Here is a 21529-nt window from a genome sequence, read left to right on the forward strand (position 1 = left end):
CCCCCCAACCTACGCGCTACAGGAACGTCCGGCCCTCGCCTCGGTAGGTCGGGACGGCGCGGATGTGGCGGGCGTCTTCGATCAGGTGCAGGGCGTCGAAGCGTTCGCACAGTTCACCGGCCTTGGTGTGGCGGAACCAGACGCGGTCGCCGATGGCCAGCACGTCGGCGGCGTGGCCGAGCAGCGGTGTCTGCACCTCGCCGGCGCCCTCGTCGGTGTCGTAGGACAGGCCGGTCGGCAGGTACGGCTGGGGGAGGCGGGCGGCGTCGGCCGGTCCGGACGCCAGGTAGCCGCCGCCGAGGCACGTCGCGACGCCGGGGCCCGGACGCCGGACGACGGGCAGCGCGAACAGCGCGGCGGGACGTCCGGTGAAGTTGGAGTACTGGTCGAACAGGTGCGGCTGGTAGAGGCCGGAGCCCGCCGCGATCTCGGTGACGGCGCGTTCGGCGGCGGTCTTCTCGACGCTGCCGGTGCCGCCGCCGTTGACGAACTCCAGGTCGGTCAGTTCCCGGACGGCCCGGACGATCGCGGCGCGCCGCCGGGCCAGCTCGATCCGGGACCGCCGCTGCATGGCGCGGATGGCACGGGCCCGCGCGGGACGTCCGGGCGGGACGTCCCCGACGCCGGCGATCTGCGACTCGTAGGCCATCAGCCCGACGAGGTCGAACGCGGGCCGTTTGAGGATCCGCTCGGCGAACGCGCGCACCTCGGCGGGGGTGCGCAGCGGGGAGCGCAGCGCGCCGATCCGGATCCGTCCGCCCAGCGGACGGTAGGAGGCGTCGATGTCGATGCAGACCCGGATTTTCCGGTCGCCGGCGGCGGCCTCGATCAGGTCGAGGTGCTCGGGGCAGTCGACCATGAGCGTGATGACGCGGGCTGCTTCGGGGTCGGCGGCGAGGGCGGCGATGGCCGTCCGGTTCGCGGTCGGGTAGGCGACGAGGATGTCGTCGCTGACGCCCTCGGCCGCCAGCCAGAGCGCCTCGGGGAGCGTGAACGCCATGATCCCGGCGAAGCCGTCCATCGCGAGGGCCTCCTCCAGGAGGGCCCGGCAGCGCACCGACTTGCTCGCGATGCGGATCGGCTTGCCCGCGGCGCGGCGGACGAGGTCGGCGGCGTTGGCGCGGAAGGCCGCCAGGTCGACGACGGCGAACGGTGCCTCGATTCCGGCGGTCGCGGCGTCATAGCGGTCCCGGAGGTTCATGGTCGTCACACTGCCACACTAGCGGGAAATGTGAAAAGTCCTCACGTACTGCGGGGATGTGCGGCGAAGAAGTCCCACAGCATCGGGGTGGCCTCGTCCGGCCACTCGTGCGTCCCGCCGTTGATCTTGCAGAAGGTCACCGCGACGCCCTGCCCGCCCTTCCCCGTGCTCGCGCACTCGGTGCGGGCGTCCGGCGCCCTCACCTTCTGGCGGGGTTCCGGTAGACCGGCGAGCCTACGCCAGAACTCGACCGCCTCGGACACCGGCGGGAACGGGCGCCTGTCGTTGAGATCGCGGTTCCCGCCGCCGTGATACGGGACGTTCCGGTCGGCCGTCCCGTGGAAGATCATCGCCGAGACCGGCCGGCCGGGATCGCACTCGGTCACCAGGGCGCCCTCGACGACCCCGATCGCCGCCACCCTGTCCGGTTTCTCGCAGGCCATCCGGTACGCCATGCCCGCGCCGTTGGAGAACCCGGTGACGTAGACGCGCCTGGAGTCGGCCAGCCCGGCATCGGTGATCGTGTCGATCAGCTTGGTCAGGAACCCCACGTCGTCGATGTCGCCGATCTTCGCGGGGCCGCAGCAGGCGCCCGCGTTCCAGGTGGTCATGAACCCGTCGGGATAGGCGACGAGGAAGCCGTGCTCGTCCGACAGTTCATCGAAGCCGGTCAGGTCCTCCATCTTGCTCATGTTGGCGAGCCCGCCGTGCAGGGCGATGACGAGCGCGGGCGGATCGGCCGGCCTGCCGTCCTTCCACTCGCCGTCCGCCACCTTCGGCGGGACGTGCAGCAGGAACTCCCGGTGCCCGACCGTCCCCACGTCCAGCTTCTGCTTGTGCGTGCCCGCGGAGGTGGGGATGCCGTCCACCTTCGCCGGACGCTTGCCGCCCTCGTCTCCGGTCTCTTGGGTGCAGCCGGCGACGACGAGGACGGTCGTCAGGGCCACGAGCAGGATCCGCCGCATGCCGGCAAACGTAACCCCAATGAACCCCCGCAAACTACTCACCAGTAGACAGGTCCTCGCACGTGAGCCGGCACGCCGTCTCACGTGTCGCCACGCGAAGGACGGGGACGGGACGCGTAAGCTCGATGGGACCCATTCTGAGCTGCCGCGTTGCGATGAAGAGTGAGACCCGTGAACGAATTCGTCCTGACCCTGTCATGCCCCGACCGGCCCGGCATCGTCGCCGCCGTCTCGGGGTTGCTGGCCGAGCGCGGGTGCAACATCGTGGAGAGCCAGCAGTTCGGGGACGGCGAGTCCGGCACGTTCTTCATGCGGGTGCAGTTCGCGGTGCCCGGCGGCGCCGACCCGGACGAGCTGCGCGGCGCGTTCGCGGCGCTGGCGCCGGAGCTGGGGCTGCAGTGGCGGCTGCACGCGCTGGCCGACCGGCCGCGCGTACTGATCATGGTGTCGAAGGGCGGGCACTGCCTGAACGACCTGCTCTACCGGACGCGGTCGGGCCTGCTCGACATCGACATCGTCGCCGTCGCGTCCAACCATCCCGACCTGCGGCCCCTCACCCAGTCGTACGGGATCGACTACCACCACCTGCCGGTCGGGCCGGGCGGCAGGCCGGCGCAGGAGGCGGAGGTCCTCACGCTGGTCGAGCACTACCGCGCCGACCTCGTCGTCCTCGCCCGGTACATGCAGATCCTCTCGGACGACTTCTGCGCCAAGCTGCCCGGCGCGATCATCAACATCCACCACTCGTTCCTGCCGAGCTTCAAGGGTGCCCGCCCCTACCACCAGGCGCACGCGCGCGGCGTGAAGCTGATCGGCGCGACCGCGCACTACGTCACCGCCGACCTGGACGAGGGGCCGATCATCGAGCAGGAGGTCGCACGCGTCGACCACACCCACAGCCCGGAGGAACTGGTGGCCGTCGGACGCGATGTCGAGTGCCTCGCGCTCGCCCGCGCCGTGCGCTGGCACGCCGAACACCGCGTCCTGCTCAACGGCGACCGGACGGTCGTCTTCCGCTGACGGCCGTCCGGTGCCAGGAGGGGCGGCCCGGCACCGGACGGCTGGTCCTCACGCCGTCGCCGGCGCGGGTTCCGCGGTGGCCGGCTTCGGGACGGGGGCGTGGTCGTCCAGCAGCGTGTCCTCATTGAACGGGTCCTCACCGGCGAGGACGGTGCGGGCCCTGTCCGCGTCGAACTCCTTCGTCCACGACCCGATCACCACCGTGGCGACGGCGTTGCCCGCGAAGTTCGTCAGCGCGCGGGCCTCCGACATGAACCGGTCGATGCCGACGATGAAGCCGACCCCGTCCACCAGTTCGGGCTTGTGCGACTGGAGGCCGCCCGCGAGCGTGGCGAGCCCGGCGCCGGTGACGCCCGCCGCGCCCTTGGACGCGACGATCATGAACAGCAGCAGCGGGAGCTGCGCGCCGAACGACAGCGGCTGGTCCTGCGCGGACGCGATGAACAGCGTCGCCATCGTCAGGTAGATCGCCGTGCCGTCCAGGTTGAACGAGTAGCCGGTCGGGACGGTGATGCCGACGACCGGCCGGCTCACCCCGAAATGCTCCATCTTCGCGATGAGCCGCGGCAGCGCCGACTCCGACGACGACGTCGACAGGATCAGCAGGAACTCGCGGGCCAGGTAGCGCAGCAGCGACAGGATGCCGATCCGGCTGACCGCCCACAGCACCGCGCCGAGCACCACGAACACGAACACCACGCAGGTCGCGTAGAAGCCCAGCATGATCACCGCGAGGCTCTTCAGCGCCGCCCAGCCGCTCGACCCGACCACCGCCGCGATCGCGCCGAACGCGCCGACCGGTGCCGCCCACATGATCATCCAGAGAACGCGGAAGACGAGCCGCTGCAGATGCTCGACGCCGCGCAGGACCGGCTCGCCCGCCGGCCCGAGGCCCTGCAGCGTGAATCCGACCAGCAGCGCGACCAGCAGCGCCTGCAACACCTGGCCCTCGGTCAGCGACGACACCAGCGTGGCCGGGATGATCCCGAGCAGGAACTCGGTGGTGCCCTCGCCGCCCGCCGCCTGCTCCTTCGCCGCCGCGACCGACGACGGATCCAGGTGCAGGCCCTCGCCCGGATGCAGGACGTTCCCGACCGCGAGCCCGATGGCCAGCGCGAACGTCGACATCACCATGAAGTAGCCGATCGTGACGAGGCCGACCTTGCCCACCTTGGCCGCCTTGGTGACCGAGCCGATGCCGAGCACGATCGTGCAGAAGATGATCGGTGAGATCATCATCTTGATCAGGTTCACGAACCCCGAGCCGATCGGCTTCAGTTCCTTCGCGAAGTCGGGGGCGATCAGCCCGACGACCGCGCCCGCGACCACGGCCCCGAGGACGGCGAGATACAGGTAATGGATGCGGTCGCGCTCAGAGCGTTCCGGTCTTTGCGGCGAATCGGGTTTGGTCGGGTCGGCCATGGTGAACTCCTCGGCTCTGATCACCGGGAACGAACACGCGGGGCGCGGCGGGAGGAGCGGCGCCCGTCCCGGGAGGATCCGGGACGGGCGCCCGCTGCCCGGCGGTCGCCCCTGCGCCGGGACGGGCGGCGCAGGCACACGGTGGGCGCCCGCTGTGGGGGGAAGCCGCAGGTCGGGAGCGTGGTCGGGCGGGGGTGGAATGCTTGCAACCGTCACTATGCGGGGTTCTGTGACGACGGTCACGCTTGTGTACATTTCGTTCACGACGTGACCGGAGGAAGAGGTACGAAAGACCGATGCGGCGTCCCCGCTGGGCGATGCCCGGCAACTGGAGCGTGGCGCGGCAACTGCTGGTGCTGCAGGCCGCGGTCGTCGGGCTGCTCGTCGTGGCCGGCGCCGTCCTCGCCTACCTGGACTCCGGGCGGGTCGCCAACGAGAGCGCGGCGCAGACCGTGACGGCGGTCGCGGCGAGCATCGCCGACGCGCGGGACGTCCGGGCGGCGCTCGCGACCCCCGACCCGAGCCGGCTGCTGCAGCCGTACGCCGAACGCGTCCGGCGCGACACCGGCGTCGACTTCATCACGATCATGACACCGGACGGGATCCGGTACACCCATCCCAACCCGGCCCGGATCGGCGGGCATTTCGTCGGGAACACCGCGCCCGCCGTCGCCGGCCGGACGTTCACCGAGACCTACACCGGGACGCTCGGCCCGTCCGTCCGGACCGTCGCGCCGGTGTTCGACGACCGGCACCGCGTGGTGGCGCTGGTCGCGGCCGGCATCACGGTCCGGGTGATCTCCGCCGAGCTGCGGCAGCGGCTGCTCTTCCTCGCCGCCGTGGCGGGCGTCGTGCTCGCCGCCGGGATGACCGGCAGCTACCTGGTCTCCGCCCGGCTGCGCCGCCAGACGCGCGGGGTCGCGCCCGGCGAGCTGCGCGAGATGTTCGAGTACTACGAGGCGATCCTGCATTCCGTCCGCGAGGGCCTGCTCATCCTCGACCGGGCGGGACGCGTCGTCCTCTGCAACGACGCCGCCCTCGACCTGCTCGACCTGCGCGAGCAGCCGCGCGGACGGCCGGTCACCGCGCTGGACCTGCCGGACGAGCTGGTCGCGACCCTTGTGTCCCGCAAACCGCGTCCGGACGAGATCCACGTCGGCGACACCCGCGTCCTCGTGGTGAACACCTCGCCCGTCCGCTCCCGCGACCGCGCGATGGGGAACGTCGTCACGTTCCGCGACCACACCGAGTTGCAGGGGCTGACCGGCGAGCTGGACACGGTGCGCGGCTTCGCCGAGTCGCTGCGCTCCCAGGCCCACGAGGCCGCGAACCGCCTGCACACGGTCGTTTCGCTGGTCGAGCTGGGCCGTCCCGAGCAGGCCGTCGAGTTCGCCACCGCCGAGCTTGCCACCGCGCAGCGGCTCACCGACCGGGTCGTCGACGCCGTCACCGAACCCGTCCTGGCGGCGCTGCTGCTCGGCAAGTCCGCGGAGGCCGCCGAGCGCGGCGTCGAACTCGTCATCACCGAGGACACCGCGATCGAGGGCGCCGTCGAGGCCCGCGACCTCGTGACGATCCTCGGCAACCTCATCGACAACGCGGTGGACGCCGCGATCGAGAACGCCGGCGCCCGGCCGCCCCGCGTCGTCGTCACCGCCCGCGTGGAGGACGGGACGCTGCTGCTGCGGGTGTCCGACAGCGGACCGGGCATCGACCCGGCCGCCGTGCCCGACATGTTCCGGCGCGGGTGGACGACCAAGACCTCCGGCGGCCTGGTCGGGCACGGCCTCGGCCTCGCGCTGGTCGGCCAGGCCGTCCGGCGCCATCGCGGCGACGTCCGCGTGGGGCACGACTCCGGCGCCGTGTTCACCGTCCGACTCCCCCTGGACCGGCCATGATCAGAGTGCTCGTCGTCGAGGACGACCCGGTCGCCGCCGAGGCGCACCGCGTCTATGTCGAACGCGTCGCCGGATTCACCGTCGCCGGCGTCGTCCACTCCGGGGCGGACGCCCTCCGCTTCTGCGAACGCACCCTCGTCGATGTCGTCCTCCTCGACTTCTACCTGCCCGACACCCACGGCCTCACCGTCTGCCGCGCGCTCCGCGCCGGGGGCCGTGACGTGGACGTCATCGCCGTCACCTCCGCCCGGGACCTCGCGGTGATCCGCTCCGCCGTGTCGGTCGGCGTCGTCCAGTACCTGCTGAAACCGTTCACCTTCGCCTCCCTGCGGGACAAGCTCGTCAGCTACGCGCGCTTCCGCGAGCAGACGGTGGGCACCGGTGAGGTCAGCGGCCAGGCCGACGTGGACGGGATGCTCGCCACCCTCCGCACTCCCGACCGCCGCGTGCTGCCGAAGGGGATGAGCGAGGAGACGCTCCAGGCCGTCACCGATGTGCTGGCCCGTGCGTCCGACGGGCTGTCCGCCGCCGCTGCCGCCGACCTCACCGGCGTCTCCCGCGTCACCGCGCGCCGCTACCTGGAGTACCTGGCGAAGAGCGGCCTGGCGCGCCGCAAACCCCACTACGGCCAGGTAGGCCGCCCGGAAGTGCGCTTCTACCCGCGGTAGACGGGGTACCTAGGGGACGACAGTGAAGCGACATCGGGGAGTTGTCGTGAGCGACAAGCCTGGCAAGCCCAAGGACAGGCCGGACACCGAACCGGAGCGCGAGGAGCGCCCGCCCCGCACCGAGAACGCGAAGGGCGCGCCCCAGAAGAAGAAACCGGGCGACGCCGCCCGCAAGATGCGCGAGATGTTCAAGGGCGGCGGCTAGCGGCCCGTCCCATCCCGGACGCCCGGACACGAGTCCGGGCGTTTCCAGCGCCACGGATGTGAGGGGGCGCACGTCCGGGGTCGGTTGTGCTTTCCAACTTGAGGTGCGGATACTGGCACTGTTAGTTGGAAAAGCCAACCGAGGAGGACGCCATGCGGGACGCGGTGATCGTGGAGGCGGTGCGGACGCCGCTGGGCAGGGGGAGGGCGAACGGGGCCCTGCACGGCGACCATCCGGCCGACCTGCTGGCCCGGACGCTGAAGGCGCTGGTCGAGCGGGCCGGGATCGACCCGGGGGAGGTGGACGACGTCATCGGCGGAGTCGTCACCCAGGCCGGCGACCAGGCGCTCAACATCACCCGCACGGCCGTGCTCGGCGCCGGGTTCCCCGAGAGCGTCCCGGCCATGACGGTCGACCGGCAGTGCGGCTCGTCCCAGCAGGCGCTGCACATCGCGGCGCAGGGCGTGCAGAGCGGCGCCTACGACATCGCGATCGCGTGCGGGGTCGAGTCGATGTCGCGGGTGCCGATGGGGTCGAGCGTCCTGCCCGGGAGCGACCCGTTCGGGACGATGCTCGGCGAGCGGTACCCGGGCGGGCTGGTGGGGCAGGGCATCAGCGCCGAGCTGATCGCGGCCCGCTGGGGCTTCGCACGCGAGGAACTCGACGCCTACGCCCATGAGTCGCACCGGCGCGCCGCCGAGGCGTGGAAGAACGGCGAATTCGACCGGGAGGTCGCCTGGGCGGGGCAGCGGGACGAGACCGTCCGCCCCGGGACGTCGCCGGAGGTCCTCGCCGGCCTCAGGCCCGCCTACTACGACGAGCGGACGGCCGAGCGGTTCCCCGAGATCGGGTGGAAGATCACCGCCGGCAACGCCTCCCCGGTCAACGACGGTGCCGCCGCCGTCCTGGTGATGGGCGCGGACGTCGCCGAGCGGCTGGGGCTGCGGGCGCGCGCCCGGTTCCACGCGTTCGCCGTGACCGGGGACGACCCGCTGCTGATGCTCACCGCGATCATCCCGGCGACCGGGAAGGTGCTGCGGCGCGGCGGCCTCACCCTGGACGACATCGACCTGTTCGAGGTGAACGAGGCGTTCGCCCCGGTCGTCCTCGCCTGGCAGCGGGAGACCGGCGCCGACCTCGCGCGGGTCAACGTGCGCGGCGGCGCGATCGCGATCGGCCACCCGCTCGGCGCCAGCGGTGCCCGCCTCATGACGACGCTCCTGCACGCCCTCGAAGACCGCGGTGGACGGTTCGGGCTGCAGACCATGTGCGAGGCGGGCGGGATGGCCAACGCCACCATCGTCGAACGGCTCTGACCGGCGGGCCGCTAGGGGGCCGCGTCCAGCAGGGCCTGGGCGCCGGTCCGGGCGCGGACGGCCGCGGTGGGGTCGCCATGGATGCCGGCCACCACGATCGCTCCCTCGGCGAGCAGGTAGATCGGTTCGGCGGCGGATGCGTCGACGGCGGCGACCAGCGCGGCGACCTGGTCGTGGAAGGCGTGCTTGTGCGCTTGCGCCGCGGCGGCGATCGCCGGGGACGACGAGCCGAGTTCGCCGTGCGCGTTGCCCCAGGCGCAGCCGCGGAAGCCGGGCTCGGCGAACCACTCGCCGAGCCAGTCGAACAGGGCGAGGACCCGCTCCCGGGGGTCGGGCACCTTGTCCAGATGGGCCGCCAGGTTCCCGCGCCAACGCCGGTCGCGGCGCTCCAGCATCGCGACGACGAGGGCCTCCTTCGTCGGGAAGAGCCGGTAGATGCGCTTGAGGGGCAGGCCCGAGGCGGCCCGCAACTCGTCCATGCCGACCGCTTGGACGCCCTGCCCGTAGAAGAGTCTCTCTGCGACGTCCAGCAGCGCCCGGCGGTCCAGGGCCTGCTGCTCCTCGGTGATCGCGGCCGGCATGGGGCTCCCGCTTGACGTTGAGAACGGTCGTTCCCTACGTTAGTGGACGTTGGTAGAGAACGTACGTTCTCAACATGAGGAGGCCGTCATGGCGCAAGCCCGTCCGCCCTACCCGCCGTTCACCCTGGAGACCGCCCTGCAGAAGGTCCAGGCGGCCGAGGACGCCTGGAACACCCGCGACCCGCAGCGGGTGGCGCTGGCCTACACGCCCGACTCGGTCTGGCGGAACCGGGACCGGTTCGTCACCGGCCGCGAGGAGATCATCGCCTTCCTGACCGAGAAGTGGGAGCGGGAGCTCGACTACGCGCTGCGCAAGAGCCTGTGGGGATTCCGCGAGAACCGGATCGCCGTCCGGTTCCAGTACGAGTGCCGCGACCTCGACGGGCAGTGGTGGCGCAGCTACGGCAACGAGCTGTGGGAGTTCGACGAGCACGGCCTGATGCGGCGCCGCGAGGCGAGCATCAACGATCTGCCGATCGGCGAAGCCGACCGGCGCATCCACGGCCCGCGCCCCGCGGCCGAGCACGGGATCGACATCCCGCTCCACTAGCATCCCGCGACACCACCCGCGGAACTCAACCGCCCGGGTGCCCGGTCGCCTTGCGCAGGGCGACCGCGAGACGGTTGCGTGCCTCGGTCTGGGCGGCGATGCGCTCGTCCAGGACCTTGAGCCGGGCGAGCGCGATCTGGACGCCCTAGCCGGACAGGGACACAAGGATTGCCGTCAAGGAGTTTGACGGAGACTCCCGTCTGCCCTCTGACCTGGGGATGCGCCGAGTGCGTGTCGTGTTGGGTCGGCGGTGGTCCGGCCTGGTCCGGGGGCGTTGGCTCCCTCTCCGGCTCCCCATTGCCGGGTAGGAGCCTCCCGGCAACGGGTGGGCAAAGGTGTTCGTGTCTTTGTTGTCGGATGCCCGTGCTTGATCTGCTCTAACAGGTCGGCATGGGAGCCATGTTGAGGTTACTGTGAAAAGGATTGGCCTGGGGCTGCTGACAACGGGATAGCGGAAGGTGCGTGTCCCTCATGACGACCGACGATGCTCGGCGCGCACAAGCGGTGCGCTTGAAGACCGAACGCGAACGGCGCGGTTGGGGCGTGCGTAGAATGGCCCGGTTCCTGCGCGATGCCGTGGATGACCATCAAAAGCCGGAATTACCGTCGTTCGTGACGTACGTCAAGCGGTGGGAGTCCGGAGCCGTCGAGATCACCGACGCGCGTTACCGAGCCGCGTATGCCCGCGTGCTGGGCATCCCCGAATCGGATCTACTCGGCCCGACCCCGGCCGCCGCTCTGAGTGCTGACGGCGAGCTTGCCGGGCTCGTCCCCGATCGGAAGCAGGGGGGAGATCGAAACACGTCCCTCGCGGGTACGCTGGTTGGGAGTCCTGCTCCCAACCAGGAGGACGACGTGAGACGCCGCGCAGCACTACAGGTGATCGCCGCGCTCAGCGCAGGGGTCGCGATTCCACCGGGAACCATTGAAACGGCACTCTCCGGGGTTGAGGAGGCGTTTGGTAACCCCCTGGACGTTGCCGAGTGGGAACGCCTGGTATCTGATTATGATTATCGGCTCCACATTTCGCCGGCGGGCGCGATGGTAGGTGACTTGACTTCCGACCTTGTGGCCATGGGCGAATTGTTCAAGCGTCGCCTTCCGCCTTTGCAGCAAGCGGGATTACTGCGAGTGTGTGCAGCGCTTTCCGGCCTATTGGCTATTGAGTTCGTGGACGCCAATGACCAGCGTTCGGCGCGCATCGTATGGGCTACCGCCATTCGTGCAGCGGACGCGTCCGGTGATCGGGAAATGCAGATCTGGACGCGAGGACGAGCCGCTCAAGACGCATTCTTCGCTGGACGCTCTCCCTCGGTTGTCGCAAAATTGGTGGATGAAGCCGTACAAATAGCGGGCGGGGCACCCTCTTTTGGGCTGGCGCGTGCTTATGTTGCACGTACTTGCCTTGCGGTTCACCAAAACGACAATGAGGGTGTTCGCGTCTCGTTGGCGGATTTGAACCGTACTTGTGAAAGCATGTCCAATTCTTCTATCGGGCAGTCGGTTTTTGAGTACCGAGAGGCTCAACGACTCTGGGCCGAATCTTACGCCTATGTGCATATTGGGGATAAACGTGCCGAATCATCTCTGACTCAAGCCCGTGCACTCTATCCGGTGACTGCTTTTGCTCCACAAGCAAATCTTGCACTTATGCAAGCGGTGTCGCTGGTAAAAGAGTGCGAGATTGCGAACGGTCTTCAATTGGCTTTGGATACGCTTCAAGTGCAGACACGTGGTAGTGCCGGGGGGCGTTTGCTGGCTAGATCTATCGTTGGTCTCTTGCCTGGGCAAGCTCGCGCTCTGCCGGAAGTGCGCGAAATCCATGCTCTGTCGGACGCCGTTTAGCTAGTCCATTCGCCTACGTGGCTCTGCCGTGTTCTTCGGTGTGGGGTTCGCCCACTCCGGTACTCTGTAGTTTCCCTGTTCGGGTGCTACGAAGAGACGTCGTTTCTTCGGGAATCTGATCCTCGGCACCGCAGGCCCGACACCAAAGCCGGATGTCATCCTCGGATGGATTCTGTCTCGCATGTTCGATGCGGGACACTTTGGTGAAGTGAAGTCCCGTAGCGGTGGCCAGGGCACGTCCCGTCAGGTTCGCATCCTTGCGAAGGTCACGGAGACGTGCCCCGAACGCTTCCTTGGCCTTGTGGACCTGACTCGACATCTGGCCTAGACGGGCTCGTACTCGCTATGCGGGGTGCCCAGTTGCCACACGGCCGCGAAGGCGGAGCGGCAGAGGTCGATATGGGCCGGGTTTGTTGACGTCTCTATTCCGGTTGAGGCGCCTTCGCCTGAATAGTGCATCCAGACCACAAGAGAGCCGTCAATGATGTAGCAGTCATTTCCGGGGAGCGGTATGGACGAGATGCGACGCCGGGGAATCCAGCGAATATCTTCCCCTGCGTCCACGAGTGGTTGTGTAGTGGAGTGCGCCCAGTGTTGATACTCGCTCAGGGGTTCCGAGACCACCAATGCGCGCCGGAAGGTCTTCCCGGCTGCGGTTCCGCGTCGCAGCGTGTCACACCAGCCTTGCAGCCATACGAAGTCGTCGGGCTCTCCGGCCTTCCATTTTGCCATTTGCGGGATCTCTGTCTCGGTTCCGTAGGCGTCCCTCATCTCCAGATGGAGGACCTCGCTGCTGAACCCTTCGAAGAGGGCGTCGAATGCTTCGCGGCCGAGTGCCGCCATTTACCTGCCCTCTTCCTCGGTTCCGTCATGGTCCGCCTGGTTCTGGAAGAAGGGGATCATCCTGTCCGGGATCTCAACGGCGGATTCTCCCTCGGGGATGTTCATCTCCGCGAGCACGTCGGGGTCGGTGACGTCCCAGCCCTGAACGAGCCATGAGCCTCTGTCCGTCCGGTAGAGCGTCGGTGAGCCGTTGGGGCGAGAGTCGGGGTCTTGAGCGATCTTGCGGATACGCATCATCGGCGCCTCCCAGGCCGGTATTTCACGGTGTTGCATCACCCGAGGCTCATGGGATATCGGTGGGTGAGTCAATGATGTTTCAGGAAGTTTCACGGCTACACCCTTCGGTGGCCGCTGATTTGCCGACCTCGTGTTGGTATGTGCTGCCGTGTTGCCTCGGAACCGCTCCCAAGCCTGCTCCCGCCACAGTGCTTGTGCGCTCTGTGGAGGTGCTCGGCGCCGGCACTGGGTGGCTGCGTGCCCGGGGTCGAATCCCTGGGGGCGTCGTTGTCCCAGTGATCCCCGTACTCGCTGAGCGTGACTGCGATCGCGGAGTGGTTGAGAGCGGGATGTGGTAGAGAAGATCATGGCCTGTCGTATCACCGAGCTCGTGGTGGATTGTCGGGATCCGGACTACCTTGCCCGCTTCTGGTGTGAGGTGCTGGGCTTTGTCGTGCTGGGGAAAGAGGGGGACGACGTCGAGATCGGCTCCCCGGACAGGGAGGACGATCGCCGGCTCACTCTGGTGTTCAGCCGGACCGAGGAGCCCAAGAACGGCAAGTTGCGCCTGCATTTCGATGTCAACAGCACCGACCGTGACCAGGACGCCGAGCTGGAACGCCTTCTTGCCGCGGGTGCGCAGCGCGCCGACGTCGGTCAGAGCGGCCAGGAGTCCTGGTACGTGCTCGCCGACCCGGAAGGCAACGAGTTCTGCCTCCTGCGAGCCCGCGTCTCTTGAGGAGCCGCATCCGCTTCCGGGGAAGCCATGGGAAACGGGAAGGCGTAAGACGAGTTCGGCGGGGTTAGGCGTGCTGTCCTGGCCAGGGCTTGAAGGCCCTGGCCAGGTGATCAGCACTCGATGACGTTGACGGCGAGGCCGCCGCGCGAGGTCTCCTTGTACTTGTCGAGCATGTCGCGGCCGGTGTCGCGCATGGTCTTGATGGCCTTGTCGAGGGAGACGAAGTGGCGGCCGTCGCCGCGCAGGGAGATGCGGGCGGCGCTGATGGCCTTGATGGCGCCCACCGCGTTGCGTTCGATGCAGGGGACCTGGACGAGGCCGCCGACGGGGTCGCAGGTGAGGCCCAGGTTGTGTTCGATGCCGATCTCGGCGGCGTTCTCGACCTGTTCGGGGGTGCCGCCCAGGACCTCGGTGAGCCCGGCGGCGGCCATGGAGCAGGCGGAGCCGACCTCGCCCTGGCAGCCGACCTCGGCGCCGGAGATGGAGGCGTTCTGCTTGAACAGGACGCCGATCGCGCCGGCGGTCAGCAGGAAGCGGACGATGCCGTCGTCGTCGCTGGGCAGGAAACGGTCGTAGTAGTGCAGGACGGCCGGGATGATGCCGGCGGCGCCGTTGGTGGGGGCGGTGACGATGCGGCCGCCTGCGGCGTTCTCCTCGTTGACGGCCAGGGCGAAGAGGGTGACCCAGTCCATCGCGTGGAGGGGGTCGGAGGCCTTCTCCGCCGAAAGCTGGCGATGGAGCTGGGGGGCGCGGCGGCGTACTTTCAGGCCGCCGGGCAGCAGGCCCTCGCGGGCGCAGCCCCGGGCCACGCAGGCGCGCATCACCTGCCAGAGGTCCAGGAGCCCGGCGCGGACCTCCGTGGCGGTGCGGCCGAACGCCTCCTCGTTCTCCAGCATCAGGGCGGAGACCGACAGGCCCGTCTCGTGGCAGCGGTCGAGGAGTTCGGCGGCCGTGTCGAACGGGTGGGGCAGGACGGTGTCGTCCGGCTTGATGCGGTCGGCGCCGGTGGCGTTCTCGTCCAGGATGAACCCGCCGCCGACCGAGTAGTAGACCTTGGAGCGCAGCTCGTCGCCGGAGGCGTCGAACGCGGCGAAGCGCATGCCGTTGGGGTGGCCGGGGAGCGACTTCTTGCGCTCGAAGTGCAGGTGCTCGTTGACCACGAAGGGGATGTCGTGGTCGCCGAAGAGGCGGAGGGCTCCGCGTTCGCGGATGGCGGCCAGGCGCTCGTCCACCCGGTCCACGTCGACCAGTTCGGGTTTGTCGCCTTCGAGGCCGAGGATGACGGCCTTGTCGCTGCCGTGGCCCTTCCCGGTGAGGCCGAGCGAGCCGTAGAGGACGACCTGGACCGTCGCCGTTTTCTCCAGGAGCCCGTCGCGTTCCAGGCCGCGGGCGAAGCGGTGCGCCGCCGCCATGGGGCCGCCGGTGTGGGAGGAGGACGGGCCGATGCCGATTTTGAACAGGTCGAAAACGCTGATGGCCATTGCTACCTCGTTGTAGCTGCGCCCCCTCCCCCGGGAAAGGGGAGGGGGCGCGTCGATGTCACAGGTTCGGATACAAGGGGTGCTTGTCCGCCAGCGCCTTCACGCGGGCCGCGAGGGCGTCGCGGTCGAAGGACGGCTGCAGGGCCAGCGCGATGATGTCGGCGACCTCGGTGAAGTCCTCGGCGGTGAAGCCGCGGGTGGCGAGGGCCGGGGTGCCGATCCGCAGGCCGGAGGTGACCATCGGCGGACGCGGGTCGTTCGGCACCGCGTTGCGGTTGACCGTGATGCCGATGTCGTGCAGCCGGTCCTCGGCGTCGCGTCCGGTGAGCTCGGAGTCCACCAGGTCGACCAGGACGAGGTGGACGTCCGTCCCGCCGGTGAGGACCTTCACGCCGGCCTTGGCCGAGTCCTCGGCGAGGAGGCGCTCGGCGAGCAGCCGCGCGCCCTCGATGGTGACCGCCTGCCGGGCCTTGAACTCCTCCGACGCGGCGATCTTGAGGGTGACGGCCTTGGCGGCGATCACGTGCTCCAGCGGGCCGCCCTGCATGCCGGGGAACACCGCGGAGTTGATCTTCTTGCCGTACTCCTCGCGGGCGAGGATCAGCCCGCCGCGCGGGCCGCCGAGCGTCTTGTGCGTGGTCGTGGTGACGATGTCGGCGTGCGGGACGGGCGAGGGGTGCAGCCCGGCCGCCACGAGCCCGGCGAAGTGCGCCATGTCGACCATGAGCAGCGCCCCGACCGAGTCGGCGATCTCCCGGAACGCCGCGAAGTCGAGCTGGCGCGGGTACGCCGACCAGCCCGCCACGATCATCTTCGGGCGGTGCTCCGCCGCGAGCGCGGCGACCTCGTCCATGTCGACCCGGCCGTCCTCGGCGCGGACGTGGTAGGGCACCACGTTCAGCACCTTGCCGGAGTAGTTCAGCCGCATCCCGTGGGTGAGGTGACCGCCGTGCGCGAGGTCGAGCCCGAGGATCGTGTCGCCCTGCTGCAGCAGCGCGAAGTACACCGCCGTGTTGGCCTGCGCGCCGCTGTGCGGCTGGACGTTCGCGTGCTCGGCGCCGAACAGCGACTTGGCCCGGTCGATGGCGAGCTGCTCGGTGATGTCGACGTACTCGCAGCCGCCGTAGTAGCGCTTGCCCGGGTAGCCCTCGGCGTACTTGTTGGTCAGGACGGAGCCCTGCGCCTCCAGCACGGCGACCGGCGCGAAGTTCTCCGACGCGATCATCTCAAGGGTGGACTGCTGGCGCCGCAGCTCGGCGGCGACCGCCTCGGCGACCTCCGGGTCCGCCGCGGCGAGCGAATCGTAGAGGCTCATGACTCCTCGATCAGCTTGTCGTAGGCGACGGAGTCGAGCAGATCGCCCGGCTCCTCGGAGATCCGGACCTTGAAGATCCAGCCCTCCCCGTAGGGGTCGTCGTTGATGACCTTCGGCTCGTCCACCACGGCGCTGTTGATCGCGGTGATCTCGCCGCTGACGGGGGAGTACAGGTCGCTGACCGACTTGGTCGACTCGACCTCGCCGCAGGGCTCGCCCGCCTCGACGGTGTCGCCCTCGGACGGCTGCAGCTCGATGTAGACGATCTCCCCGAGGGCGTCGGCGGCGTGCGCCGTGATGCCGACGGTGACGATGCCGTCCTCGCCGCCGAGGCCGGACACCCACTCGTGCTCTTCGCTGTAGCGGAGCTGCTCCGGAACGCTCACGATCTCTTCTCTCTTTCAGGAACGCTTGTAGAACGGCAGGTCGACCACGTCCACCGGCTCGGGGCGGCCGCGTACGTCCACGGCCAGGTCCGTCCCCTCCACACCGCTGTCGAGGTACGCCATGGCGATCGGCTTGCCCAGTGTGGGCGAAGGGGCGCCGCTCGTCACGACCCCGCACGGCGTGCCGCCGGACGTGACGACCTGGTACCCCTTGCGGGGCGCGCGACGCCCCCGCGCGACCAGTCCCACGAGCCTACGGCCCGGTGGGGTCTTCGCCTGCTCCGCCAGAGCGGCCTTGCCCACGAAATCGACCGCCTTGTCCAGTTTCACGACCCGGCCGAGGCCCGCCTCGAACGGCGACGTCTCGGCGGTCAGCTCGTTGCCGTACAGCGGCATACCCGCTTCGAGGCGCAGCGAGTCGCGCGCCGCGAGCCCCGCCGGGACGACCCCTTCCACCCCGGCGAGCGCCCGCCACAGCGCGACGGCGTCGGAGGCGGCCACGAACACTTCGAAGCCGTCCTCGCCCGTGTAGCCGGTGCGGGCGATCAGCGCGTCCAGGCCGGCGACCCGCCCGGCGAGGATCGCGTAGTACTTGAGGCCGGCCACCGGCGCGTCGGTGAATCCCTCGAGGATCTGCTGCGCACGCGGGCCCTGCAGGGCGATCAGCGCGTACGCGTCGGAACGGTCCTCGACCTCGGCCTCGAAGCCCGCGACCCGGTCGGTCAGCGCGTCCCGGACGACGGCCGCGTTCGCGGCGTTCGCGACGACCATCCACGTCTCGTTTTCGAGCCGGTAGACGATCAGGTCGTCGAGGACGCCGCCGTCCGGCGCGCAGATCATCGTGTAGCGGGCCTTGCCGACCGGCATCGGCGACAGGTTGCCGACCAGCGCGAAGTCGAGCGCGGCGCCCGCACCCGGCCCGGAGAGGAAGATCTCCCCCATGTGCGACAGGTCGAACAGCCCGGCGCCGGTGCGGACGGCCTCGTGCTCGGCGGTCTCGCTCTTGTAGCGCAGCGGCATCAGGTAGCCGGCGAAGTCGACGAGGTTCGCGCCGAGGTCCTGGTGGACGTCGTGCAGCGGCGTCTGCTTCGCGTTTTTCGCGGTCGGATCGGCGGACATGGGTTCGGCTCCTTCGTCACGGGCACGCGTGGTCCATCGTCCCACTCGCGCACCGGGCGTGTCGGTGCCTCCCCCTCTGTCATCGGCGCCTGAGAGCTTCACCCGCCGCCGGGCGGCGGGCTTTCACCTTCGGCGGGGGAACGGGGTCCCCGCTTTCCAGAGGTCGCCTGGTCCGTGCGGTCCGTGGGCCTGAGAGGTTCCGGGGAGGGTTTGCTCCTTCGGCGTCCCTCGCCGGCTACGAGGGACTCTCCCGCACGGGATCGTCGGCTGGACGTCAATCTAGCAGCGGCCATGCCGTGCGACCACCCGTGGTCGGCCCGGGTTCGAGGGGCGGTGATGCCGATCTTGGGCAACCGGAGCGGGGCAGATCACGTACCCTGAGTTGGTTGCTGGAGATCACCCGCTGTGAGCGGGAGCACGAGCTGAGGGGCAAGCCGCATGGTCTATCTGGCAGGAATGCTGATCCTGTTCTTCGGCCTGCTGGTGTCCATCGCCCTGCACGAGCTCGGGCACTTCTCGTTCGCCAAGCTCTTCAAGGTGCGGACGACCCAGTTCATGGTCGGGTTCGGGCCGACGATGTGGTCCAAGCGCAAGGGCGAGACCGAGTACGGGGTCAAGTGGATCCCGCTCGGCGGCTACATCCGCATGATCGGGATGCTGCCGCCGCGCAAGGGCGACGCCCCGGGCCAGGTCCGGCGGGTCAGCACGGGCCCGTGGCAGGGGCTCATCGAGTCGGCGCGCGGCGCCGCGCTGGAGGAGGTCCGGCCCGGCGACGAGGACCGCGTGTTCTACGCCAAGAAGTGGTGGCAGAAGCTGCTCATCATGTTCGGCGGGCCCGCGATGAACCTGCTGCTCTCGGTGATGTTCTTCGCGATCCTGCTGATGGGGATCGGCACGAAGCAGCCGCAGCCGGTGATCCACGAGGTCCTCGCCTGCATGGTGCCCGCGAGCCAGTCGCAGGTGAAGGACTGCCCGGCGAACGCCACGCCGACGCCCGCCGCGAAGGCGGGGCTGAAGGCGGGCGACCGGATCGTCTCGTTCGACGGCAAGAAGATCGACGACTACGCGCAGTTGCAGGAGCTGATCCGCAGGGACGGCGGCAAGACCGTCCCGATGACCGTCCGGCGCGACGGGCGGGACGTGCGGCTGACCGTCCCGATCACCCGCAACCAGATGTACGACCTCAAGGACGAGAAGAAGATCGTCAACGTCGGGTTCCTCGGCATCACCCCCGCCAGCGCGATCGAGCGGCAGGGGCCCGGCGCGGTCGCGAGCACGATGGGCGATATGACCGCGCGCACCGCGGGTGCGCTGCTGCGGATGCCGCAGAAGATGGTCGGCGTCTGGAACGCGGCGTTCAGCGACGAGGAGCGCGACCCGAACGGGCCCATCGGCGTCGTGGGCGTGTCCCGCATCGGCGGCGACGTGGCCGCGTCCGAGAAGCTCAGCGGCACCGAGAAGGTCTCGTTCTTCGTGATGCTGCTCGGCTCGCTGAACCTCGCGGTCGGGCTGTTCAACCTCGTGCCGCTGCTGCCGCTGGACGGCGGCCACATCGCCGGCGCGCTGCTGGAGGCGGTCAAGAAGGCGTTCGCCAGGATCTTCCGCCGGCCCGACCCCGGTTATGTGGACGTCGCCAAGGCGCTGCCGGTGACGTACGTGATGGCCATCGTGCTGATCGTGATGGGCGGCCTGCTGATCTACGCCGACCTCGTCAACCCGGTGAAGTTCACTGGATAGCGGGCATCTCGCCGGTCTTCAGGAAGCCGTCCAGCGCGGCCAGGCAGGGCGCGATGTCGAGGCCCTGCTCCGCGAGCCAGGCGTCCGACCCGTAGGTGCCCGCGTAGCGTTCGGCGCCGTCGCAGATCAGCGTGACGACGCTGCCGCGCTCGCCGCGCGCCCGCATCTGCGCGATCAGCTCGGCCGCGCCCCACATGTTGGTGCCGGTCGAGCCGCCGACGGCGCGGCCGCTGACCCCGGTCGTCCAGCGCATCGCCGCGATGGACGCCGCGTCCGGCACCCGGATCATCCGGTCGATCACCGTCGGCAGGAACGACGGTTCGACGCGGGGCCGTCCGATGCCCTCGATCCGCGAGCCCGCCGCCGTCCGCCCGGGGTCGCCGTCGGCGAACGAGCCGTGGAACGCCGACCCCTCCGGATCGACGACCGCGAGCCGCGTCTGGAACCTCCGGTACCGCACGTACCGGCCGATCGTCGCGGACGTCCCGCCGGTGCCCGCGCCGACCACGATCCAGGACGGCTCGGGGAACCGCTCCAGCCGCATCTGCTCGAAGATCGACTCGGCGATGTTGTTGTTGCCGCGCCAGTCCGTGGCCCGCTCGGCGTAGGTGAACTGGTCCATGAAGTGGCCGCCGCACCCGGCCGCGAGCCGCCGCGACTCGTCGTAGATCGCGGACGGGTCGTCCACCAGATGGCAGCGGCCCCCGTGGAACTCGATCAGCTGGATCTTCTCCGGGCTGGTCGACGCCGGCATCACCGCGATGAACGGCAGGCCGAGCAGCCGCGCGAAGTACGCTTCGGACACCGCCGTCGACCCGCTGGACGCCTCGATGATCGTGGTGTCCCGGTGGATCCAGCCGTTCGCCAGCCCGTACAGGAACAGCGAGCGGGCGAGCCGGTGTTTCAAAGAACCCGTCGGGTGGACGGACTCGTCCTTCAGGTAGAGGTCGATGCCCCATTCCGGCGGCAGCGGGAACACATGCAGGTGTGTGTCCGCGCTGCGGTTGGCGTCGGCGTCGACCAGGCGGATCGCCTCGGCGATCCATGCGCGGTATCCAGGGTCGCAGCGGTCCACGGTGCGGCTCACGGCAGTGTTCTCCTCGATCGTCGTTGATCGGCCGGGTCCACGATATCCGCGCACTTCACGGTGCATTATGGAGGATGCGGGGGGCAGATGATCGAGATGTTCGACGAGCGGATCCTGGCGACCGGGCGGCTGCCGCTGTTCGGGTTCTTCGTGGCGTTCATCATCACGTTCGTGCTGACGCGGGTGAACGTCCGGCTGATCCGCGCGGACGTCCGCTGGTGGTTCCGCAATGTGACCGTGGGCGACCTCCACATCCACCATGTCGTGTTCGGTGTCGTGCTGATGCTGCTCGGCGGGGTGGGGAGTTTCGCCGTCCCGGACGCCTATGTCGGCCTTGAGGTGGGTGCGGCCGTCGTGTTCGGCATGGGCTCCGCCCTCGTCCTGGACGAGTTCGCGCTGATCCTGCACCTCAGCGACGTGTACTGGACGGAGAAGGGCCGCGCGTCCGTCGACGCCGTGTTCGTCGCGATCGCGGTGACCGGGCTGCTGCTGCTCGGCATCCGCCCGCTGGGCTACGAGGGCATCGCGCCCGATCCGGGCACCGGCATCCTCACCCGCGTCTACGCCGTGTCGCTCGTCGTCAACCTCGTCTTCGCGGTGATCACGCTGATGAAGGGCAAGATCTGGACGGGCCTCATCGGGCTGTTCGTGCCCGCGTTGCTGATCGTGGGTGCGATCCGGGTGGCGCGGCCCGGCTCGCCGTGGTCGCGGTGGCGCTACGGCCCGGACTCGCGCAAGTACCGGCGGGCCGTCCGGCGGGAGAAGCAGTTCCGCCGGCCGCTGATCCGCGGCAAGATCTGGGTGCAGGAGTTCATCGCGGGGCGGCACGACCTCATCCCGCCCGAGCTCCTGCAACGCCGCGCCGAGGCCGCCGAGCGGACCCGCCGCCGGCTGCGCGGCGCGCGGATGGCGGCCCGCGCCGAACGCGGCACCGC

The 21529-nt window shown here is 69.5% G+C and carries 22 protein-coding genes and 2 riboswitches; of the genes, 10 read left to right on the forward strand and 12 right to left on the reverse strand.

The genetic code is table 11. The features are described from left to right. Positions 1-16: 16 nt before the first annotated feature. Both AF1_RS12860 and AF1_RS12865 read right to left on the reverse strand, forming a co-directional pair. On the reverse strand, positions 17-1201 hold the full coding sequence (locus AF1_RS12860; RefSeq protein ID WP_067797254.1) for an amino acid deaminase/aldolase: 1185 nt from the start codon (positions 1199-1201) through the stop codon (positions 17-19). Positions 1202-1242: 41 nt separating this feature from the next. Next, positions 1243-2166: a CE1 family esterase gene (locus AF1_RS12865; RefSeq protein WP_067797207.1), complete on the reverse strand. Its 924-nt coding sequence runs from the start codon at positions 2164-2166 to the stop codon at positions 1243-1245. Positions 2167-2337: 171 nt separating this feature from the next. Between AF1_RS12865 and purU the strand changes: the two genes are divergently transcribed. After that, complete coding sequence (purU, locus tag AF1_RS12870) at positions 2338-3186, forward strand: formyltetrahydrofolate deformylase (RefSeq protein ID WP_067797208.1); 849 nt, start codon at positions 2338-2340, stop codon at positions 3184-3186. 48 nt (positions 3187-3234) lie between these two features. On the opposite strand, the gene AF1_RS12875 is transcribed toward purU, so the two are convergent. Next, positions 3235-4608 (reverse strand): cation:dicarboxylate symporter family transporter, encoded by a 1374-nt coding sequence (locus tag AF1_RS12875; RefSeq protein ID WP_084262838.1) that lies wholly within the window; start codon positions 4606-4608, stop codon positions 3235-3237. Between the two features lie 296 nt (positions 4609-4904). Between AF1_RS12875 and AF1_RS12880 the strand changes: the two genes are divergently transcribed. The 4 genes from AF1_RS12880 to AF1_RS12890 all read left to right on the forward strand — a co-directional run bounded on the left by AF1_RS12880 (position 4905) and on the right by AF1_RS12890 (position 8695). Then, positions 4905-6506 (forward strand): sensor histidine kinase, encoded by a 1602-nt coding sequence (locus AF1_RS12880; protein ID WP_067797210.1) that lies wholly within the window; start codon positions 4905-4907, stop codon positions 6504-6506. After that, positions 6503-7174 (forward strand): response regulator, encoded by a 672-nt coding sequence (locus tag AF1_RS12885; protein ID WP_067797214.1) that lies wholly within the window; start codon positions 6503-6505, stop codon positions 7172-7174. Before AF1_RS12880 ends, AF1_RS12885 begins: the two co-directional genes overlap by 4 nt. Positions 7175-7220: 46 nt before the next feature. After that, positions 7221-7379, forward strand: a complete 159-nt coding sequence (locus tag AF1_RS34300) for a hypothetical protein (RefSeq protein ID WP_157419180.1) — start codon at positions 7221-7223, stop codon at positions 7377-7379. A gap of 152 nt (positions 7380-7531) precedes the next feature. Next, on the forward strand, positions 7532-8695 hold the full coding sequence (locus AF1_RS12890) for a thiolase family protein (RefSeq protein WP_067797219.1): 1164 nt from the start codon (positions 7532-7534) through the stop codon (positions 8693-8695). Between the two features lie 11 nt (positions 8696-8706). On the opposite strand, the gene AF1_RS12895 is transcribed toward AF1_RS12890, so the two are convergent. Next, entirely contained in the window at positions 8707-9276 is a 570-nt protein-coding gene (locus AF1_RS12895) for a TetR/AcrR family transcriptional regulator (protein ID WP_067797221.1), read from the reverse strand. A gap of 88 nt (positions 9277-9364) precedes the next feature. Here AF1_RS12895 and AF1_RS12900 point away from each other — a divergent pair, with 88 nt between their 5' ends. Further along, on the forward strand, positions 9365-9826 hold the full coding sequence (locus tag AF1_RS12900) for a nuclear transport factor 2 family protein (protein WP_067797224.1): 462 nt from the start codon (positions 9365-9367) through the stop codon (positions 9824-9826). 471 nt (positions 9827-10297) lie between these two features. Next, a complete protein-coding gene (locus AF1_RS35650; protein ID WP_174548849.1) occupies positions 10298-11671 on the forward strand; it encodes an XRE family transcriptional regulator in 1374 nt (457 codons plus the stop codon). A 13-nt stretch (positions 11672-11684) separates the two neighbouring features. Here AF1_RS35650 and AF1_RS37020 read toward each other — a convergent pair whose 3' ends face one another. From AF1_RS37020 to AF1_RS12910, 3 genes are read right to left on the reverse strand one after another with little or no spacing between them, the layout of a single operon-like run. Next, entirely contained in the window at positions 11685-11990 is a 306-nt protein-coding gene (locus AF1_RS37020) for a helix-turn-helix domain-containing protein (protein ID WP_084262839.1), read from the reverse strand. A 5-nt stretch (positions 11991-11995) separates the two neighbouring features. Beyond that, entirely contained in the window at positions 11996-12514 is a 519-nt protein-coding gene (locus tag AF1_RS12905) for a DUF6879 family protein (protein WP_067797228.1), read from the reverse strand. Continuing rightward, entirely contained in the window at positions 12515-12751 is a 237-nt protein-coding gene (locus tag AF1_RS12910; protein WP_242608896.1) for a hypothetical protein, read from the reverse strand. A gap of 346 nt (positions 12752-13097) precedes the next feature. Here AF1_RS12910 and AF1_RS12915 point away from each other — a divergent pair, with 346 nt between their 5' ends. Continuing rightward, positions 13098-13469 carry a VOC family protein gene (locus tag AF1_RS12915; protein WP_067797263.1) on the forward strand — a complete coding sequence of 124 codons (372 nt, stop codon included), beginning with the start codon at positions 13098-13100 and terminating at the stop codon, positions 13467-13469. 110 nt (positions 13470-13579) lie between these two features. Here the strand turns inward: AF1_RS12915 and AF1_RS12920 are convergent, their stop codons facing one another. Genes AF1_RS12920 through gcvT form a run of 4 tightly spaced genes read right to left on the reverse strand, consistent with a single transcriptional unit; the run spans position 13580 to position 17770 of the window. Then, a complete protein-coding gene (locus AF1_RS12920) occupies positions 13580-14950 on the reverse strand; it encodes an L-serine ammonia-lyase (RefSeq protein WP_067797230.1) in 1371 nt (456 codons plus the stop codon). 58 nt (positions 14951-15008) lie between these two features. Beyond that, a complete protein-coding gene (locus AF1_RS12925; RefSeq protein ID WP_067797232.1) occupies positions 15009-16265 on the reverse strand; it encodes a serine hydroxymethyltransferase in 1257 nt (418 codons plus the stop codon). Continuing rightward, positions 16262-16651, reverse strand: coding sequence for a glycine cleavage system protein GcvH (gene gcvH, locus AF1_RS12930; RefSeq protein ID WP_067797234.1), 390 nt, complete (start codon positions 16649-16651; stop codon positions 16262-16264). The genes AF1_RS12925 and gcvH overlap by 4 nt, the downstream gene beginning before the upstream one ends. A 15-nt stretch (positions 16652-16666) precedes the next feature. Further along, positions 16667-17770: a glycine cleavage system aminomethyltransferase GcvT gene (gene gcvT, locus AF1_RS12935; protein WP_067797236.1), complete on the reverse strand. Its 1104-nt coding sequence runs from the start codon at positions 17768-17770 to the stop codon at positions 16667-16669. A 73-nt stretch (positions 17771-17843) separates the two neighbouring features. Then, a riboswitch (glycine riboswitch) is annotated at positions 17844-17933 on the reverse strand. 4 nt (positions 17934-17937) lie between these two features. Then, positions 17938-18033: riboswitch (glycine riboswitch) on the reverse strand. Positions 18034-18208: 175 nt separating this feature from the next. Between gcvT and AF1_RS12940 the strand changes: the two genes are divergently transcribed. Beyond that, complete coding sequence (locus tag AF1_RS12940; RefSeq protein WP_067797238.1) at positions 18209-19507, forward strand: M50 family metallopeptidase; 1299 nt, start codon at positions 18209-18211, stop codon at positions 19505-19507. Here the strand turns inward: AF1_RS12940 and cds1 are convergent. Then, positions 19497-20594, reverse strand: coding sequence for an L-cysteine desulfhydrase Cds1 (gene cds1 / locus AF1_RS12945; protein ID WP_067797241.1), 1098 nt, complete (start codon positions 20592-20594; stop codon positions 19497-19499). The two genes, AF1_RS12940 and cds1, sit on opposite strands and share 11 nt — an antisense overlap. Positions 20595-20681: 87 nt before the next feature. Here cds1 and AF1_RS12950 point away from each other — a divergent pair. Beyond that, positions 20682-21529, forward strand: an 848-nt coding sequence (locus tag AF1_RS12950) for a hypothetical protein (protein WP_242608895.1), incomplete at its 3' end; no start/stop codon positions are given.

The sequence above is a fragment of the Actinomadura formosensis NBRC 14204 genome (assembly GCF_001552155.1).
GTDB lineage: Bacteria > Actinomycetota > Actinomycetes > Streptosporangiales > Streptosporangiaceae > Spirillospora > Spirillospora formosensis.

Excerpts from the sequence above, each read along its gene's own strand:
- AF1_RS12900 (WP_067797224.1), top strand. The coding sequence starts at position 9,365 with ATGGCGCAAGCCCGTCCGCCCTACCCGCCGTTCACCCTGGAGACCGCC.
- AF1_RS37020 (WP_084262839.1), bottom strand. The coding sequence starts at position 11,990 with ATGTCGAGTCAGGTCCACAAGGCCAAGGAAGCGTTCGGGGCACGTCTC.
- AF1_RS12860 (WP_067797254.1), bottom strand. The coding sequence starts at position 1,201 with ATGAACCTCCGGGACCGCTATGACGCCGCGACCGCCGGAATCGAGGCA.
- AF1_RS12895 (WP_067797221.1), bottom strand. The coding sequence starts at position 9,276 with ATGCCGGCCGCGATCACCGAGGAGCAGCAGGCCCTGGACCGCCGGGCG.
- AF1_RS12910 (WP_242608896.1), bottom strand. The coding sequence starts at position 12,751 with ATGATGCGTATCCGCAAGATCGCTCAAGACCCCGACTCTCGCCCCAAC.
- AF1_RS12940 (WP_067797238.1), top strand. The coding sequence starts at position 18,209 with ATGGTCTATCTGGCAGGAATGCTGATCCTGTTCTTCGGCCTGCTGGTG.
- AF1_RS12925 (WP_067797232.1), bottom strand. The coding sequence starts at position 16,265 with ATGAGCCTCTACGATTCGCTCGCCGCGGCGGACCCGGAGGTCGCCGAG.
- AF1_RS12880 (WP_067797210.1), top strand. The coding sequence starts at position 4,905 with ATGCGGCGTCCCCGCTGGGCGATGCCCGGCAACTGGAGCGTGGCGCGG.
- AF1_RS12885 (WP_067797214.1), top strand. The coding sequence starts at position 6,503 with ATGATCAGAGTGCTCGTCGTCGAGGACGACCCGGTCGCCGCCGAGGCG.
- AF1_RS12875 (WP_084262838.1), bottom strand. The coding sequence starts at position 4,608 with ATGGCCGACCCGACCAAACCCGATTCGCCGCAAAGACCGGAACGCTCT.
- gcvT (WP_067797236.1), bottom strand. The coding sequence starts at position 17,770 with ATGTCCGCCGATCCGACCGCGAAAAACGCGAAGCAGACGCCGCTGCAC.
- AF1_RS12920 (WP_067797230.1), bottom strand. The coding sequence starts at position 14,950 with ATGGCCATCAGCGTTTTCGACCTGTTCAAAATCGGCATCGGCCCGTCC.
- AF1_RS12865 (WP_067797207.1), bottom strand. The coding sequence starts at position 2,166 with ATGCGGCGGATCCTGCTCGTGGCCCTGACGACCGTCCTCGTCGTCGCC.
- AF1_RS12890 (WP_067797219.1), top strand. The coding sequence starts at position 7,532 with ATGCGGGACGCGGTGATCGTGGAGGCGGTGCGGACGCCGCTGGGCAGG.
- AF1_RS35650 (WP_174548849.1), top strand. The coding sequence starts at position 10,298 with ATGACGACCGACGATGCTCGGCGCGCACAAGCGGTGCGCTTGAAGACC.
- AF1_RS12915 (WP_067797263.1), top strand. The coding sequence starts at position 13,098 with ATGGCCTGTCGTATCACCGAGCTCGTGGTGGATTGTCGGGATCCGGAC.
- AF1_RS12905 (WP_067797228.1), bottom strand. The coding sequence starts at position 12,514 with ATGGCGGCACTCGGCCGCGAAGCATTCGACGCCCTCTTCGAAGGGTTC.